Origin of the sequence: Terribacillus sp. FSL K6-0262 (assembly GCF_037977385.1) — a bacterium.
GTDB lineage: Bacteria > Bacillota > Bacilli > Bacillales > Amphibacillaceae > Terribacillus.
On record NZ_CP150277.1, the window covers coordinates 1,527,788 to 1,541,620 of the forward strand.

General features: G+C 44.7%; 25 protein-coding genes. All 25 read right to left on the reverse strand.

All coding sequences use genetic code 11. The features are described 5' to 3' along the window. Positions 1-30: 30 nt before the first annotated feature. Entirely contained in the window at positions 31-213 is a 183-nt protein-coding gene (rpmD, locus tag MHI54_RS07950) for a 50S ribosomal protein L30 (protein WP_095216566.1), read from the reverse strand. A 13-nt stretch (positions 214-226) separates the two neighbouring features. Continuing rightward, the gene (gene rpsE / locus MHI54_RS07955; protein ID WP_038565226.1) at positions 227-730 is read right to left on the reverse strand and encodes a 30S ribosomal protein S5; all 504 of its coding nucleotides are present in this window, start codon (positions 728-730) and stop codon (positions 227-229) included. 21 nt (positions 731-751) lie between these two features. Next, on the reverse strand, positions 752-1,114 hold the full coding sequence (rplR, locus tag MHI54_RS07960; protein ID WP_095216565.1) for a 50S ribosomal protein L18: 363 nt from the start codon (positions 1,112-1,114) through the stop codon (positions 752-754). 32 nt (positions 1,115-1,146) lie between these two features. Next, on the reverse strand, positions 1,147-1,683 hold the full coding sequence (gene rplF / locus MHI54_RS07965) for a 50S ribosomal protein L6 (protein ID WP_095216564.1): 537 nt from the start codon (positions 1,681-1,683) through the stop codon (positions 1,147-1,149). Between the two features lie 29 nt (positions 1,684-1,712). After that, positions 1,713-2,111 carry a 30S ribosomal protein S8 gene (rpsH, locus tag MHI54_RS07970; protein ID WP_038565217.1) on the reverse strand — a complete coding sequence of 133 codons (399 nt, stop codon included), beginning with the start codon at positions 2,109-2,111 and terminating at the stop codon, positions 1,713-1,715. A 31-nt stretch (positions 2,112-2,142) separates the two neighbouring features. After that, on the reverse strand, positions 2,143-2,328 hold the full coding sequence (rpsN, locus tag MHI54_RS07975; protein WP_077304134.1) for a 30S ribosomal protein S14: 186 nt from the start codon (positions 2,326-2,328) through the stop codon (positions 2,143-2,145). Between the two features lie 21 nt (positions 2,329-2,349). Next, positions 2,350-2,889, reverse strand: a complete 540-nt coding sequence (gene rplE, locus MHI54_RS07980) for a 50S ribosomal protein L5 (protein WP_095216563.1) — start codon at positions 2,887-2,889, stop codon at positions 2,350-2,352. 25 nt (positions 2,890-2,914) lie between these two features. After that, positions 2,915-3,226 carry a 50S ribosomal protein L24 gene (gene rplX, locus MHI54_RS07985; RefSeq protein WP_095216562.1) on the reverse strand — a complete coding sequence of 104 codons (312 nt, stop codon included), beginning with the start codon at positions 3,224-3,226 and terminating at the stop codon, positions 2,915-2,917. A gap of 35 nt (positions 3,227-3,261) precedes the next feature. Further along, on the reverse strand, positions 3,262-3,630 hold the full coding sequence (rplN, locus tag MHI54_RS07990; RefSeq protein WP_095216561.1) for a 50S ribosomal protein L14: 369 nt from the start codon (positions 3,628-3,630) through the stop codon (positions 3,262-3,264). A gap of 43 nt (positions 3,631-3,673) precedes the next feature. Then, positions 3,674-3,937, reverse strand: coding sequence for a 30S ribosomal protein S17 (gene rpsQ, locus MHI54_RS07995; protein ID WP_093728573.1), 264 nt, complete (start codon positions 3,935-3,937; stop codon positions 3,674-3,676). 22 nt (positions 3,938-3,959) lie between these two features. Further along, entirely contained in the window at positions 3,960-4,160 is a 201-nt protein-coding gene (gene rpmC / locus MHI54_RS08000; RefSeq protein ID WP_038565198.1) for a 50S ribosomal protein L29, read from the reverse strand. Continuing rightward, positions 4,150-4,584: a 50S ribosomal protein L16 gene (gene rplP / locus MHI54_RS08005; protein WP_093728574.1), complete on the reverse strand. Its 435-nt coding sequence runs from the start codon at positions 4,582-4,584 to the stop codon at positions 4,150-4,152. Before rplP ends, rpmC begins: the two co-directional genes overlap by 11 nt. Positions 4,585-4,602: 18 nt before the next feature. Then, on the reverse strand, positions 4,603-5,244 hold the full coding sequence (gene rpsC / locus MHI54_RS08010) for a 30S ribosomal protein S3 (protein ID WP_095216560.1): 642 nt from the start codon (positions 5,242-5,244) through the stop codon (positions 4,603-4,605). Between the two features lie 3 nt (positions 5,245-5,247). After that, positions 5,248-5,589, reverse strand: a complete 342-nt coding sequence (gene rplV / locus MHI54_RS08015; RefSeq protein WP_093728576.1) for a 50S ribosomal protein L22 — start codon at positions 5,587-5,589, stop codon at positions 5,248-5,250. 18 nt (positions 5,590-5,607) lie between these two features. After that, positions 5,608-5,886: a 30S ribosomal protein S19 gene (rpsS, locus tag MHI54_RS08020; protein WP_095216559.1), complete on the reverse strand. Its 279-nt coding sequence runs from the start codon at positions 5,884-5,886 to the stop codon at positions 5,608-5,610. Positions 5,887-5,943: 57 nt separating this feature from the next. After that, positions 5,944-6,774, reverse strand: a complete 831-nt coding sequence (rplB, locus tag MHI54_RS08025; RefSeq protein ID WP_095216558.1) for a 50S ribosomal protein L2 — start codon at positions 6,772-6,774, stop codon at positions 5,944-5,946. Positions 6,775-6,802: 28 nt separating this feature from the next. Then, positions 6,803-7,093 (reverse strand): 50S ribosomal protein L23, encoded by a 291-nt coding sequence (rplW, locus tag MHI54_RS08030; RefSeq protein WP_095216557.1) that lies wholly within the window; start codon positions 7,091-7,093, stop codon positions 6,803-6,805. Then, positions 7,093-7,716 carry a 50S ribosomal protein L4 gene (gene rplD, locus MHI54_RS08035; protein ID WP_095216556.1) on the reverse strand — a complete coding sequence of 208 codons (624 nt, stop codon included), beginning with the start codon at positions 7,714-7,716 and terminating at the stop codon, positions 7,093-7,095. Before rplD ends, rplW begins: the two co-directional genes overlap by 1 nt. Positions 7,717-7,742: 26 nt before the next feature. Then, the gene (gene rplC / locus MHI54_RS08040) at positions 7,743-8,372 is read right to left on the reverse strand and encodes a 50S ribosomal protein L3 (RefSeq protein WP_095216555.1); all 630 of its coding nucleotides are present in this window, start codon (positions 8,370-8,372) and stop codon (positions 7,743-7,745) included. A gap of 27 nt (positions 8,373-8,399) precedes the next feature. Further along, the gene (rpsJ, locus tag MHI54_RS08045; RefSeq protein ID WP_038565171.1) at positions 8,400-8,708 is read right to left on the reverse strand and encodes a 30S ribosomal protein S10; all 309 of its coding nucleotides are present in this window, start codon (positions 8,706-8,708) and stop codon (positions 8,400-8,402) included. A 367-nt stretch (positions 8,709-9,075) separates the two neighbouring features. Further along, the gene (gene tuf, locus MHI54_RS08050; RefSeq protein ID WP_340082851.1) at positions 9,076-10,266 is read right to left on the reverse strand and encodes an elongation factor Tu; all 1,191 of its coding nucleotides are present in this window, start codon (positions 10,264-10,266) and stop codon (positions 9,076-9,078) included. Positions 10,267-10,394: 128 nt separating this feature from the next. Then, on the reverse strand, positions 10,395-12,473 hold the full coding sequence (fusA, locus tag MHI54_RS08055; protein WP_095216553.1) for an elongation factor G: 2,079 nt from the start codon (positions 12,471-12,473) through the stop codon (positions 10,395-10,397). Positions 12,474-12,512: 39 nt separating this feature from the next. Further along, the gene (gene rpsG / locus MHI54_RS08060) at positions 12,513-12,983 is read right to left on the reverse strand and encodes a 30S ribosomal protein S7 (protein ID WP_093728583.1); all 471 of its coding nucleotides are present in this window, start codon (positions 12,981-12,983) and stop codon (positions 12,513-12,515) included. 41 nt (positions 12,984-13,024) lie between these two features. Beyond that, on the reverse strand, positions 13,025-13,438 hold the full coding sequence (gene rpsL / locus MHI54_RS08065) for a 30S ribosomal protein S12 (protein ID WP_038565163.1): 414 nt from the start codon (positions 13,436-13,438) through the stop codon (positions 13,025-13,027). 108 nt (positions 13,439-13,546) lie between these two features. Continuing rightward, entirely contained in the window at positions 13,547-13,798 is a 252-nt protein-coding gene (locus tag MHI54_RS08070; protein WP_340082854.1) for a 50S ribosomal protein L7ae-like protein, read from the reverse strand. Between the last annotated feature and the right edge of the window lie 35 nt (positions 13,799-13,833).

Consider the following 13,833-nt stretch of genomic DNA (forward strand, 5'->3'; position numbering starts at 1 on the left):
ACTGGCACCTCCTCTTTTACATTAAAATCATTATACTTCTTTGACTGATACTAGATGTGAAACTCTGTTGATCATACCGCGAACAGTTGGATTGTCTTCCAAAACAACTGTCTGGCGGATTTTTCTAAGACCTAGAGCAGCAACAGTCTTGCGCTGTTTTTCAAGTCTTCCGATCGTACTGCGTGTGAGGGTGATTTCCAATTTGTTAGCCATGTGCTTTCCCTCCTTATCCTAACAGTTCTTCTACAGACTTTCCACGAAGTTTCGCAACTTCTTCTGCACGTTTCAATCTGCTAAGTCCGTTAAGTGTTGCACGAACCATGTTGATTGGTGTGTTGGAACCAAGTGATTTGGAAAGGATATCTCCGATACCACCAAGTTCAAGCACCGCACGTACAGGTCCACCGGCGATAACTCCAGTACCTTCTGCAGCTGGCTTCATCAAGATGTTGCCTGCGCCGAATTCACCGATGATTTCATGTGGAATAGTTGTGCCAACGATAGGTATAGTGATTAGATTTTTCTTCGCGTCTTCGATAGCTTTACGGATCGCTTCTGGTACTTCTTGTGCTTTACCAGTACCGAAACCTACATGGCCGTTTTTGTCACCTACTACTACAAGAGCAGCAAAGCGGAAACGACGACCACCTTTTACTACTTTAGCAACACGGTTAACCGTTACTACGCGTTCTTCAAGATCAAGTTTGTTCGGGTCAATTGTTGTACGCAAGTTATGTCCCTCCTTTTTCGATTAGAATTGAAGACCAGCTTCACGAGCTGCTTCTGCCAATGCTTTTACACGTCCGTGGTAAAGATATCCTCCACGGTCAAATACGATAGTTGTTATGCCAGCTTCTTTCGCGCGGTTAGCAACTGCTTCTCCGACCTTTTGAGCTGCTTCCACATTGCTAGTGGCTTCCAGGTTAAGGCTAGCATCCTTAGTTGAAGCACTTGCAAGTGTTTTACCTGTTGTATCATCGATCAACTGTGCGTAGATGTGCTTGTTGGAACGGTAAACGTTCAAACGAGGACGCTCAGATGTTCCTGAAATGCTTTTACGAACACGATTGTGTCTTCTCTTACGCAATTCGTTTTTTGCAGGTTTTGTAATCATTCAGGTCACTCCTTTCTGGTTTAACGAAAACCTTATTTCGCTGTTTTACCTTCTTTACGACGTACGTATTCGCCTTCGTAACGGATTCCTTTACCTTTGTAAGGCTCTGGAGGACGGATTGCACGGATGTTGGCAGCTACTGCTCCAACTGCTTCCTTATCGATACCTTTAACAACTACACGAGTGTTGGAAGGAACTTCGATTTCAATTCCATCACGGTTTTCAACTTCAACTGGATGAGAGTAACCAGCGTTGATCACGACTTTGTTGCCTTGCTTTGTAGCACGGTAACCTACACCGATGATTTCAAGAGCTTTCTCATAACCAGTGTGTACGCCTTGAACCATGTTACCGATTACGGCACGAGTAGTACCGTGAAGAGCACGGTGCTCTTTACTGTCAGATGGGCGTTCAACAGTAAGAACGTTCTCTTCGATTTTGATCACCATATCTTGGCTGAATGTACGAGTCAATTCCCCTTTGGGACCTTTGACAGTCACAGTGTTGTTATCGTTTTTGATTTCAACGCCTGCAGGGATTTCTAAAACCTTTTTACCTACGCGGGACATATGTGCACCTCCTTACTAATTGTTGGGAATTACCAAACGTATGCTAGCACTTCGCCGCCGACAGCTTGCTCACGTGCTTCTTTATCAGACAATACGCCTTTGGAAGTTGAAACTACTGCAATACCAAGTCCGTTAAGGACACGTGGGATTTCAGTGGATTTCGCGTAAACACGAAGACCAGGTTTACTGATACGTTTGATACCAGTGATAACACGCTCGTCGTTTTTACCATATTTCAAAAAGATGCGTAGTACACCTTGTTTGTCATCTTCTACGAATTCGTAATCACGAATAAAGCCTTCACGTTTAAGGATATCAGCAACATCCTTTTTCAACTTGGAAGCAGGAAGCTCCAGTTTTTCATGACGAACAGTATTTGCATTACGAATACGAGTTAGCATATCTGCGATAGGATCTGTCATAACCATTAATCATTACCTCCTTCCCTGATTTAGGGGATTACCAGCTTGCTTTTTTAACGCCAGGAATTTGACCTTTATAGGCTAGTTCGCGGAAACAAATACGGCATAGCTTGAATTTACGTAGTACAGAGTGTGGACGTCCGCAACGTTCGCAGCGTGTGTACTCTTGCACTTTGAATTTCTGTGGGCGCTGTTGTTTCGCGATCATAGATTTTTTAGCCACAATATTCCCTCCTTTTTACCTTTATTTTTGGAAAGGCATGCCTAGCTGAGTAAGTAGCTCGCGAGCTTCTTCGTCAGTGTTGGCTGTAGTTACGATAACGATGTCCATTCCACGTACTTTGCTTACTTTATCGTAATTGATTTCTGGGAAGATTAGCTGTTCTTTAACACCTAGCGTATAGTTTCCACGACCGTCAAACGCTTTGTTTGAGATCCCACGGAAGTCACGTACACGTGGAAGGGAAACTGCGATTAGCTTTTGAAGGAATTCGTACATACGCTCACCGCGCAATGTAACTTTCGCTCCGATTGGCATACCTTCACGAAGACGGAAGCCAGCGATGGATTTCTTCGCTTTCGTAATGATTGGCTGCTGACCAGCTAGCAAAGCCAATTCCTCTACTGCAGAATCTAGTGCTTTTGAGTTTTGAACGGCGTCACCGACACCCATATTAACAACGATCTTTTCGATCTTTGGTACTTGCATAACAGATTTGTAGCTGAATTTTTCCATTAGGGATGGAGAAATTTCGCTTTGATATCTTTGTTTCAATTCATTCATCGAGTAGCCCTCCTTTCAGAAGAAATTATTTATCGATAGCTTGACCGGATTTCTTAGCGATACGGACTTTTTTGCCGTCTTTCACTTCGTAGCCTACGCGAGTCGGCTCTCCAGTTTTAGGATCGATCAGCATTACGTTAGATGCGTGAATGGCTGCTTCGATTTCGAGGATTCCGCCTTGCGGGTTATCCTGGGAAGGTTTAGCGTGTTTTTTGACGATGTTTACGCCTTCGACAAGAACACGGTTCTTCTTCGGATAAGCTTCAAGGATGGTACCTTCTTTACCACGATCTTTACCAGTGATTACTTTAACTTTGTCACCTTTTTTAACATGCATGTGTACTGCACCTCCTTAACAAGGCATTAAGTGTATTACAATACTTCAGGAGCAAGGGAAACGATCTTCATGAACTTAGCGTCACGTAGTTCACGTGCAACTGGTCCGAAGATACGAGTACCTCTTGGGCTCTTGTCATCTCTTATGATAACAGCTGCATTCTCATCGAATTTGATGTAAGAACCATCTTTACGACGAACACCGCTTTTCGTACGTACGATTACCGCTTTAACAACTTCACCTTTTTTGACAACGCCACCAGGTGTTGCTTGTTTCACCGTACAAACGATCACGTCACCAATGTTAGCTGTTTTGCGGCCAGATCCACCTAGAACTTTAATGGCTAGGACTTCACGAGCACCAGAGTTATCAGCGACTTTCAAACGAGTCTCTTGTTGAATCATACGAGTGTTACCTCCCTTCGGAATCCTTCCGAGCGATCTTTGATTAGATAATTACTGCTTCTTCTACCACTTCAACCAAACGGAAACGTTTCGTTGCAGATAATGGACGAGTTTCCATGATACGAACCAAGTCACCAGTTTTTGCTGTGCCGTTCTCATCATGTGCTTTGAACTTTTTAGAGTACTTAACACGTTTGCCGTACAGCTTGTGAGTTTTGTAGGTTTCAACAAGAACAGTGATTGTTTTATCCATTTTATCGGATACAACACGTCCAACGTAGACTTTACGATTGTTACGTTCACTCATGTCGCGAACCTCCTCTCGGAATTTAGTTATTTACGCTTAATTCTCTTTCACGAACAACTGTCTTCATGCGAGCAATTGTCTTGCGGACTGTGCGAATACGTGCAGTATTCTCAAGCTGTCCAGTAGCTAATTGGAAGCGCAGGTTGAAAAGTTCTTCTTTAAGAGACTTAACTTTTTGTTCAATTTCGGCAGTGGTCAGTTCTTTGATTTCATTAGCCTTCATTGATTTCACCACCAATTTCTTCACGTTTTACGATCTTAGTTCTTACTGGCAGTTTGTGAGAAGCAAGACGCAATGCTTCGCGAGCCACCTCTTCAGATACTCCAGCAATTTCGAACATGATCTTACCAGGTTTAGTTACAGCTACCCAGCCTTCAGGAGAACCTTTACCGGAACCCATTCGGACTTCTAGAGGTTTTTTCGTGTATGGCTTATCCGGGAAGATTTTGATCCATACTTTACCGCCACGTTTCATGTAACGAGTCATAGCGATACGGGCAGATTCGATTTGACGGCTAGTGATCCAAGCAGGATCAAGAGCTTGAAGACCCCATTCACCAAATGCGACTTCTGTACCGCCTTTGGCACGGCCATTCAATTTACCACGATGTTGTCTACGATATTTTACGCGTTTAGGCATTAACATAATGCTTTTCCCCCTTCCTTATCGGTTGTTTTTGGTTGGAAGGACTTCGCCACGGTAGATCCATACTTTAACGCCAAGCTTACCATAAGTTGTATCAGCTTCAGCTGTGCCATAGTCGATGTCAGCACGTAGAGTATGAAGTGGAACTGTTCCTTCGCTGTAAGATTCTGCACGAGCGATATCTGCTCCGCCAAGACGACCGGAAACTTGTGTACGGATACCTTTGGCACCGGCACGCATTGCACGCTGCAATGTTTGTTTCTGCGCACGACGGAATGAGATACGGTTTTCAAGTTGACGAGCGATGTTGTCTGCTACCAATTTAGCATCAAGATCGACACGTTTCACTTCAACGATATTGATGTGAACACGTTTGCCAGTAAGGCTGTTAAGTGCTTTGCGAAGTGCTTCCACTTCGGAACCGCCTTTACCGATTACCATACCAGGCTTACCAGTATGAATAGAGATGTTTACACGGTTAGCAGCACGTTCGATTTCCACTTTGGAAAGCGCAGCATCTTTCAAACGTTGTTCTAGATAATCACGGATTCTAATATCTTCGTGTAGCAAATCGGCGTAATCTTTGCCACCGTACCACTTGGAATCCCAGTCACGGATGACGCCGACGCGAAGACCTGTCGGATTTACTTTTTGACCCACTGCTTAACCCTCCTTCTTTTCTGTAACAACCACTGTGATGTGGCTAGTACGTTTGTTGATTTGGCTTGCACGGCCTTGCGCACGTGGACGGAAACGTTTCAATGTAGCACCTTCGTTGACGAATGCTTCAGAGATAACAAGGTTATCCGTATCCATTTCATAATTGTGTTCTGCGTTAGCAACTGCAGAACGAAGTACTTTTTCTACTGCCAATGATGCACCACGCTGAGTGTGACGCAGGATTGCAATAGCTTCTCCGACATTTTTTCCTCGAATTAAATCAACAACTAAGCGAACCTTACGAGGAGCAATGCGAACTGATTTTGCCATAGCTTTTGCTTGCATTTAGGATTGCCTCCCCTCTTAGCGTTTTGTTTTCTTGTCGTCCGCTGCGTGTCCTCTGTACGTGCGAGTTGGCGCGAACTCACCAAGTTTATGACCTACCATATCTTCAGTAACATAAACAGGTACGTGTTTACGGCCATCGTACACAGCGATTGTGTGTCCAACGAATGTTGGGAAAATTGTAGAACGGCGAGACCAAGTTCTGATCACTTGTTTTTTGTTGTCTTCGTTCAATTTGTCGACTTTCTTTAGCAAATGGTCATCTGCGAAAGGTCCTTTTTTCAAGCTGCGACCCATACATAAACCTCCCTTTGCGATATGGAGACGGGTGAAAATCCCCGCCTTGCTACCACATTATTTTTTACGCTTACGTACGATAAATTTATCGGACTGCTTGTTACGTTTACGTGTTTTGTAACCAAGTGTCGGTTTGCCCCATGGAGACATTGGTGATTTACGTCCGATTGGAGCGCGTCCTTCACCACCACCGTGTGGGTGATCATTAGGGTTCATTACAGATCCGCGGACTGTAGGGCGTTTGCCTTTCCAGCGAGAGCGTCCTGCTTTACCAACAGTGATTAGTTCATGTTCCAAGTTACCAACCTGACCGACTGTCGCACGGCAAGTACCTAGTACTAGGCGCACTTCGCCAGAAGTCAGTCTTACAAGAACATATTTGCCTTCACGGCCAAGGATTTGAGCTTGTGCACCAGCAGAGCGAGCTAGCTGAGCGCCGCGTCCTGGTTTCAACTCGATGTTGTGGATGATCGTACCAACTGGGATTGTAGCAAGCTCCATAGCGTTACCCACTTTGAAGTCAGCACCTTCACCAGAAAGGATCTCCATTCCTACTTCCAAGCCTTTTGGAGCAAGGATGTAGCGTTTTTCACCATCTACATAGTGAATTAGAGCGATGTTCGCAGTACGGTTTGGATCGTACTCGATTGTAGCAACGCGTCCTGGTATTCCATCTTTGTCGCGTTTGAAGTCGATGATACGGTATTGACGTTTGTGTCCACCACCTTGGTGACGTACTGTCAATTTACCTTGGTTGTTACGTCCGCCACGTTTGTGAAGCGGTGCAAGCAATGATTTCTCAGGCTTGTCAGTTGTGATTTCAGCAAAATCCGATACAGACATATTACGGCGTCCGTTTGAAGTCGGTTTATACTTTTTAATCGCCATCGTTGTTTCCCTCCTTCTCTTTTAGTTCTTAAACACCTTCGAAGAAGTCGATTTCTTTACTGTCTTCTGTAAGTGTTACAACTGCTTTTTTACGATCTGGGCGGTATCCGCCATAACGACCTTGACGTTTGAATTTACCTTTAAGGTTAAGAGTGTTCACTTGTTCCACTTTAACACCAAAGATTACTTCAACCGCTTGTTTGATTTCGATTTTGTTGGCACGTTTGTCAACTTCGAAAGTGTATTTCTTATCGACCATCAGGTCGGAAGAATGTTCCGTAATTACAGGGCGCTTAATAATATCACGTGGATCTCTCATTATGCAAGCACCTCCCCTGCTTTTTCAGCTGCCTCTTTCGTTAAGATCAGCTTATCATGCGTAAGCAAGTCAAGAACGTTAACTTCGCTTTGTGTCAACACTTTAACGTTTTTAAGGTTGTTTGCAGAACGTACAACAGTTTCGTCTTTATCTGCAGTGACGATCAACACCTTGCTATCAACGTTCAGTGCGTTAAGCATAGCAACGACATCTTTCGTTTTTGGAGCATCGAATGCAAGGCTCTCCAATACTACGATGTTTTCTTCTTGTACTTTAGAAGATAGTGCTGATTTAAGCGCTAGACGACGAACTTTTTTAGGTAGTTTGTAGCTGTAGCTGCGTGGAGTCGGTCCGAAAACTGTTCCACCGCCAACCCATTGTGGTGAACGGATGGATCCTTGACGTGCGCGGCCAGTACCTTTTTGACGCCATGGCTTTCTTCCGCCGCCTCGTACTTCAGAACGTCCTTTTACTTTATGCGTACCTTGACGCATGGAAGCACGCTGCATTAGTACTGCTTCGTGTAATACATGTGTGTGTGGCTCGATACCGAATACGGAATCGTTCAATTCGATTTCACCGACTTGAGATCCGCTCTGGTTGAATAGTGCTACTTTAGGCATGATATATCCTCCCTTCGTATTGTGAATTAGTTACCTTTAACGGCACTTGATACTTTCACGTAAGATTTTTTCGCACCAGGTACGTTACCTTTTACAAGGATAAGGTTGCGCTCAGCGTCAACTTTAACGATTTCAAGGTTTTGAACAGTGATTTGCTCGCCGCCCATTTGTCCTGGTAGTGCTTTACCTTTGAAAACGCGCATAGGGTCGATTACACCCATGGAACCTGGTCTTCTGTGGTAACGGGAACCGTGTGACATTGGTCCGCGGGATTGGTTGTGGCGCTTGATTGCACCTTGGAATCCTTTACCTTTAGAAGTACCTGTTACGTCTACTACGTCTCCTGCAGCGAAAATCTCTACGCTAATCTCTTGCCCAACTTCGTGTTCGTCAAGAGCAGCGTCACGGATTTCACGAATGTAGCGCTTAGGTGTTGTGTTTGCTTTCTCAGCATGGCCTTTTGCAGGTTTATTTGCGTTGTTTGCTTTCTGATCAGCAAATCCTAGTTGCAATGCATTGTAACCGTCGGATTCGACAGTTTTCTTTTGAAGAATTACGTTTGGTTCAGCTTGGATAACTGTTACAGCTTGAAGTTCACCACTTTCAGTGAATAGCTGTGTCATGCCGATCTTGCGTCCCAAGATTCCTTTCGTCATCCGTTACACCTCCTATTTTGTGTAAAATTATAGTTTAATTTCGATGTCCACACCGGACGGTAGATCAAGTCTCATCAAAGAATCGACTGTCTGCGGTGTAGGACTAACGATATCGATAAGACGTTTGTGAGTACGCATTTCGAACTGCTCACGGGAGTCTTTGTATTTGTGCACCGCACGTAGAATTGTGTATACAGATTTCTCTGTAGGAAGCGGAATCGGACCTGATACGTTCGCACCAGAACGTTTCGCTGTATCTACGATTTTTTCTGCAGACTGATCAAGGATTCTGTGATCGTATGCTTTCAAACGGATTCTGATTTTCTCTTTTGCCATTATTTTCCCTCCTTTATCGCCCTTATTATTTAGGACATTCTCAGCGGAAATTAACTTGACCACCCTGCCATGGCAAAGGGGCCTGGTGTGCCAACAACCTCCCGCATCATCGCCTTTAAATGACCAACATTATAATTATATAGAAAAAACGCGGTCAATGCAAGTCTTATCTAAGTTTACAGCCTAATAGACTGTAATCTCCCATAAGATGACACTTTATGTATTATACAGAGCATGCAGTCGGTTTTCAAGTCATTTCAGCATTTTTTACATTCAACTGGTGCTGCCAATCTCTGGTGCATATAAGCATAAAAAAAGAAACAGACAGCACGTCTGCTGTCTGTTTCTTCTATATAGTTATTTCAGCTTACGCTTCGATAACAGATACAACGCCTGATCCAACAGTACGGCCACCCTCACGGATAGAGAAGCGAGTACCATCTTCGATAGCGATTGGAGAGATAAGCTCAACGGACATCTCTGTGTTATCGCCAGGCATTACCATTTCAGTACCTTCTGGAAGGTTAACTACGCCAGTTACGTCAGTTGTACGGAAGTAGAACTGCGGACGATAGTTAGAGAAGAATGGAGTGTGACGTCCACCCTCTTCTTTAGAAAGAACGTAAACTTCTGCTTTGAACTTTGTGTGTGGAGTGATTGTACCTGGTTTAGCAAGTACTTGTCCACGGTTTACATCCTCACGGGAGATACCGCGAAGAAGCGCACCGATGTTGTCTCCAGCTTCAGCGTAGTCAAGAAGCTTACGGAACATTTCTACACCTGTAACAGTTGTTTTCTTAGGAGCTTCGTTAAGACCGATGATATCAACTTCGTCACCGACTTTTACTTCACCGCGCTCAACACGGCCAGTTGCAACTGTACCACGACCAGTGATAGAGAATACGTCCTCTACTGGCATCATGAATGGTTTTTCTTTGTCGCGTTCAGGAGTTGGGATGTACTCATCAACCGCATCCATAAGTTCGAAGATTTTTTCTTCCCATTCCGCTTCGCCTTCAAGTGCTTTAAGAGCAGAACCTTTGATAACTGGTACATCATCACCAGGGAAGTCGTATTCGCTTAGTAGATCGCGAACTTCCATTTCAACAAGCTCAAGAAGCTCTTCATCGTCAACCATGTCACATTTGTTAAGGAATACAACAATCGCAGGTACACCTACGTTACGGGAAAGCAGGATGTGCTCACGAGTTTGTGGCATTGGACCATCAGCAGCGGATACTACTAGGATAGCTCCGTCCATCTGTGCAGCACCAGTGATCATGTTTTTAACATAGTCAGCGTGACCTGGGCAGTCAACGTGCGCATAGTGGCGAGTTTCAGTTTCGTACTCAACGTGTGCAGTAGAGATTGTGATACCACGTTCTCTTTCTTCTGGTGCACCATCGATTTGATCGTAAGCCATAGCTTCACCAGAACCGGATTTCTTGTGAAGTACAGTTGTGATAGCTGCAGTTAGTGTTGTTTTACCATGGTCAACGTGTCCGATTGTACCAACGTTAACGTGGGATTTGGAGCGGTCGAATTTTTCTTTACCCATTAGTAATTCCTCCTTAAATATGGAAATATCTCATGTAATAGATAGTATGTTTCTTGTACTTCGGAAGCATACGCGCGCGCACGCAGGCTTCCAATACAAGTTATACTTGATTACCGGTAAAAAATCAATTATTCACCAGCGTTTTTCTTGATAATTTCTTCACTGATGCTCTTAGGCACTTCTTCGTAGTGATCGAATGTCATTGTGTAAGTTCCGCGGCCTTGTGTGTTGGAACGCAACGCTGTTGCGTAACCGAACATTTCGGAAAGCGGCACGAATGCATTGACTACTTGGGAAGGTCCGCGAGTATCCATGCCTTCGACACGTCCGCGACGGGAAGTGATATCACCCATGATGTCTCCCAAATATTCTTCTGGGATTACGACTTCCACTTTTACAAGTGGTTCCAAGAGTACCGGCTGACATTTGCTCTTGGCGTTCTTAAGCGCCATGGAAGCTGCAACCTTGAAGGCCATCTCGTTGGAGTCGACATCGTGGTAGCTACCATCAAATAGGGATGCTTTTACGTCGATTAGCGGATAACCAGCCAATACACCGTTTTCCATCGCTTCTTTGATACCAGCTTCAACAGATGGGATGTATTCACGAGGAACGACACCACCAACGATGTTGTTTTCGAATTCGAAACCAGCACCTTCTTCGTTCGGCTCGAATTTGATCCAAACGTGACCGTACTGACCGCGACCACCGGACTGACGTACGAATTTACCTTCGACTTCAGCAGCTGCGCGGAATGTTTCGCGGTATGCTACCTGTGGGGCACCTACGTTTGCTTCGACTTTGAATTCACGGCGCATACGGTCTACGATGATATCCAAGTGAAGCTCACCCATACCGGAGATGATAGTCTGACCAGTTTCAGGGTTTGTTTCAGTTCTGAATGTAGGATCTTCCTCAGCTAGTTTACCAAGGGCAACGGACATCTTATCTTGGTCCGCTTTCGTTTTTGGTTCGATCGCAACAGAGATAACCGGCTCTGGGAATACCATGGACTCAAGGATAACCAGTGATTTTTCATCACATAGAGTATCACCAGTCGTAGTATCTTTCAAACCAACTGCTCCGGCGATGTCACCAGCGTAAACTTTGGAAATCTCTTCGCGGCTGTTAGCGTGCATTTGCAGGATACGGCCTACGCGCTCACGCTTGTCCTTCGTAGAGTTTTTCACGTAAGAACCTGCTTCCAATGTACCGGAGTACACGCGGAAGAAAGTAAGTTTACCAACGAATGGGTCAGTCGCCACTTTGAAGGCAAGTGCGCTGAACGGTTCGCTGTCGCTGGATTTACGTACGATTTTCTCTTCAGTACCTGGAACGATACCTTCGATGGCTGGTACGTCGGTAGGTGCTGGCAAGTAATCAACGATACCGTCGATCAAAAGCTGAACACCTTTGTTTTTGAATGCTGAACCACAGAATACAGGGTAGAATTCAACAGATAGAGTCGCTTTACGAACTGCTTGCTTAAGCTCTTCGTTAGAGATCTCTTCTCCTTCAAGGTAGCGTTCCATAAGATCTTCATCTTGTTCTGCTACAGCTTCAAGAAGATTTGTGCGGTATTCTTCCGCAAGTTCTTTCATATCATCTGGAATAGGACGAGCATCTGTACGCTGACCCAAATCATCGAGATAATAGAAAGCCTCCATTGTGATAAGGTCGATAATTCCTTCGAAATTATCTTCCGCACCGATCGGAAGTTGTACTGGGTGCGCATTAGCGCCCAGACGTTCGTGCATCGTTTTAACGGAATAAAGGAAGTCTGCACCTGTTTTATCCATTTTGTTAACGAAGACGATACGTGGTACACCGTAAGTTGTAGCCTGACGCCAAACTGTTTCAGTTTGCGGCTCAACTCCGGACTGTGCATCAAGCACAGCTACCGCTCCATCAAGTACACGCAGGGAACGTTCTACTTCAACTGTGAAGTCTACGTGTCCCGGTGTATCGATGATGTTGATACGGTGGCCTTTCCATTGAGCAGTTGTTGCAGCGGATGTGATAGTGATACCACGTTCCTGCTCCTGCTCCATCCAGTCCATCTGAGAAGCACCTTCATGAGTTTCTCCGATTTTATGGATACGTCCTGTATAGAATAGAATACGCTCTGTTGCAGTTGTTTTACCGGCATCGATGTGAGCCATGATACCGATATTACGCGTATTTTCTAAGGAGAACTCTCTAGCCATTCGGTATTTCTCCTTCCTAGAGTGAATTTAAGATAGATATTACCAGCGGTAGTGAGCAAACGCTTTGTTCGCTTCCGCCATTTTATGCATATCTTCACGTTTTTTAACAGAAGCACCTGTGTTGTTGGAAGCATCAAGAATTTCGTTGGCAAGGCGCTCTTCCATTGTTTTCTCACCGCGCAGACGGGAGTAGTTGACAATGTAACGAAGACCTAGTGCTTGACGACGCTCTGGACGTACTTCAACTGGTACTTGGTAGTTGGAACCACCCACACGGCGTGCGCGTACTTCAAGTACGGGCATGACGTTCTTCATGGACTGTTCGAAAACCTCCATTGGATCGTTTCCACTACGTTCTTTAACTAGTTCAAATGCTGCATAAAGAATCTTTTGAGCTTTACCGCGTTGTCCGTCAACCATGATTTGGTTGATCAAACGAGTTACCAATTTAGAGTTATACAACGGATCTGGCAACACATCACGTTTAGCTACAGGACCTTTTCTTGGCATATGTTCTCCTCCTTTCCTATGATGGTTAGCTTATTTTTGTCTTATTTTTTAGGGCGTTTCGTACCATATTTGGAACGACCTTGTGCGCGGCCGTCAACACCTGAAGTATCAAGAGCTCCACGTACGATATGGTAACGTACACCCGGTAAGTCTTTTACACGTCCGCCGCGGATCAAAACAACACTGTGCTCTTGCAAGTTGTGTCCGATACCAGGAATGTAGGCAGTAACCTCGATTCCGTTTGTCAAACGTACACGTGCATATTTACGCAATGCAGAGTTTGGTTTCTTCGGAGTCATTGTACCAACACGAGTACAAACACCACGTTTTTGTGGAGAAGACTGGTTAGTCAAAGACTTCTTGAAGCTGTTGTACCCTCTGTTCAATGCTGGAGAGTCAGATTTCTTTGTTTTGCTTACGCGACCTTTGCGTACTAATTGATTAATAGTAGGCATGTTTTTTCCTCCTTTCAAAGCTTTTTGTAATACCACACATCCAGGTGGTTCATTTTTTGGCAAAAAACAAAGCTTTCACGAGCTGAGCTAGCATCAGCTGCGTCAAAACTATTTCCTGATTGCCACAGTAGCTGTCCCTACATCTATGCCACAAGCTTCACCTAATCGTTTCATAGAATCGACTTGGATCGCTGGTATGCCTAATTCCTCTGCCAGCTTTCTCACCTGGCTGGTAATATGCTCGGCAGCGTCATCTGCAATGACAACTGTTTTCACTTGGCCTTGCTTCATGGCCTTGAGTGTTTGTTTGGTTCCGATAACGATTCCCGTATTAGCTTGTGCTACTTTTTCATAAGACATATGCATATCCTCCAAAGTATACAAGGAGAATCGGA

Bases quoted from the DNA above. Each gene is read 5' to 3' on its own strand.
- rplE (WP_095216563.1), bottom strand. From the start codon at position 2,889: ATGAATGAATTGAAACAAAGATATCAAAGCGAAATTTCTCCATCCCTA.
- rplD (WP_095216556.1), bottom strand. From the start codon at position 7,716: ATGCCTAAAGTAGCACTATTCAACCAGAGCGGATCTCAAGTCGGTGAA.
- rpsQ (WP_093728573.1), bottom strand. From the start codon at position 3,937: ATGAGTGAACGTAACAATCGTAAAGTCTACGTTGGACGTGTTGTATCC.
- rpsH (WP_038565217.1), bottom strand. From the start codon at position 2,111: ATGGTTATGACAGATCCTATCGCAGATATGCTAACTCGTATTCGTAAT.
- rpsS (WP_095216559.1), bottom strand. From the start codon at position 5,886: ATGGGTCGCAGCTTGAAAAAAGGACCTTTCGCAGATGACCATTTGCTA.
- rpsG (WP_093728583.1), bottom strand. From the start codon at position 12,983: ATGCCAAGAAAAGGTCCTGTAGCTAAACGTGATGTGTTGCCAGATCCG.
- rplP (WP_093728574.1), bottom strand. From the start codon at position 4,584: ATGTTAATGCCTAAACGCGTAAAATATCGTAGACAACATCGTGGTAAA.
- rplR (WP_095216565.1), bottom strand. From the start codon at position 1,114: ATGATTACAAAACCTGCAAAAAACGAATTGCGTAAGAGAAGACACAAT.
- rplC (WP_095216555.1), bottom strand. From the start codon at position 8,372: ATGACGAAAGGAATCTTGGGACGCAAGATCGGCATGACACAGCTATTC.
- rpsJ (WP_038565171.1), bottom strand. From the start codon at position 8,708: ATGGCAAAAGAGAAAATCAGAATCCGTTTGAAAGCATACGATCACAGA.
- MHI54_RS08070 (WP_340082854.1), bottom strand. From the start codon at position 13,798: ATGTCTTATGAAAAAGTAGCACAAGCTAATACGGGAATCGTTATCGGA.
- rplX (WP_095216562.1), bottom strand. From the start codon at position 3,226: ATGCATGTTAAAAAAGGTGACAAAGTTAAAGTAATCACTGGTAAAGAT.
- rplB (WP_095216558.1), bottom strand. From the start codon at position 6,774: ATGGCGATTAAAAAGTATAAACCGACTTCAAACGGACGCCGTAATATG.
- tuf (WP_340082851.1), bottom strand. From the start codon at position 10,266: ATGGGTAAAGAAAAATTCGACCGCTCCAAATCCCACGTTAACGTTGGT.
- rpsL (WP_038565163.1), bottom strand. From the start codon at position 13,438: ATGCCTACTATTAATCAATTAGTACGCAAAGGTCGCGTAAGCAAAACA.
- rplF (WP_095216564.1), bottom strand. From the start codon at position 1,683: ATGTCCCGCGTAGGTAAAAAGGTTTTAGAAATCCCTGCAGGCGTTGAA.
- fusA (WP_095216553.1), bottom strand. From the start codon at position 12,473: ATGGCTAGAGAGTTCTCCTTAGAAAATACGCGTAATATCGGTATCATG.
- rpmD (WP_095216566.1), bottom strand. From the start codon at position 213: ATGGCTAACAAATTGGAAATCACCCTCACACGCAGTACGATCGGAAGA.
- rplV (WP_093728576.1), bottom strand. From the start codon at position 5,589: ATGCAAGCAAAAGCTATGGCAAAATCAGTTCGCATTGCTCCTCGTAAG.
- rplW (WP_095216557.1), bottom strand. From the start codon at position 7,093: ATGAGAGATCCACGTGATATTATTAAGCGCCCTGTAATTACGGAACAT.
- rplN (WP_095216561.1), bottom strand. From the start codon at position 3,630: ATGATTCAACAAGAGACTCGTTTGAAAGTCGCTGATAACTCTGGTGCT.
- rpmC (WP_038565198.1), bottom strand. From the start codon at position 4,160: ATGAAGGCTAATGAAATCAAAGAACTGACCACTGCCGAAATTGAACAA.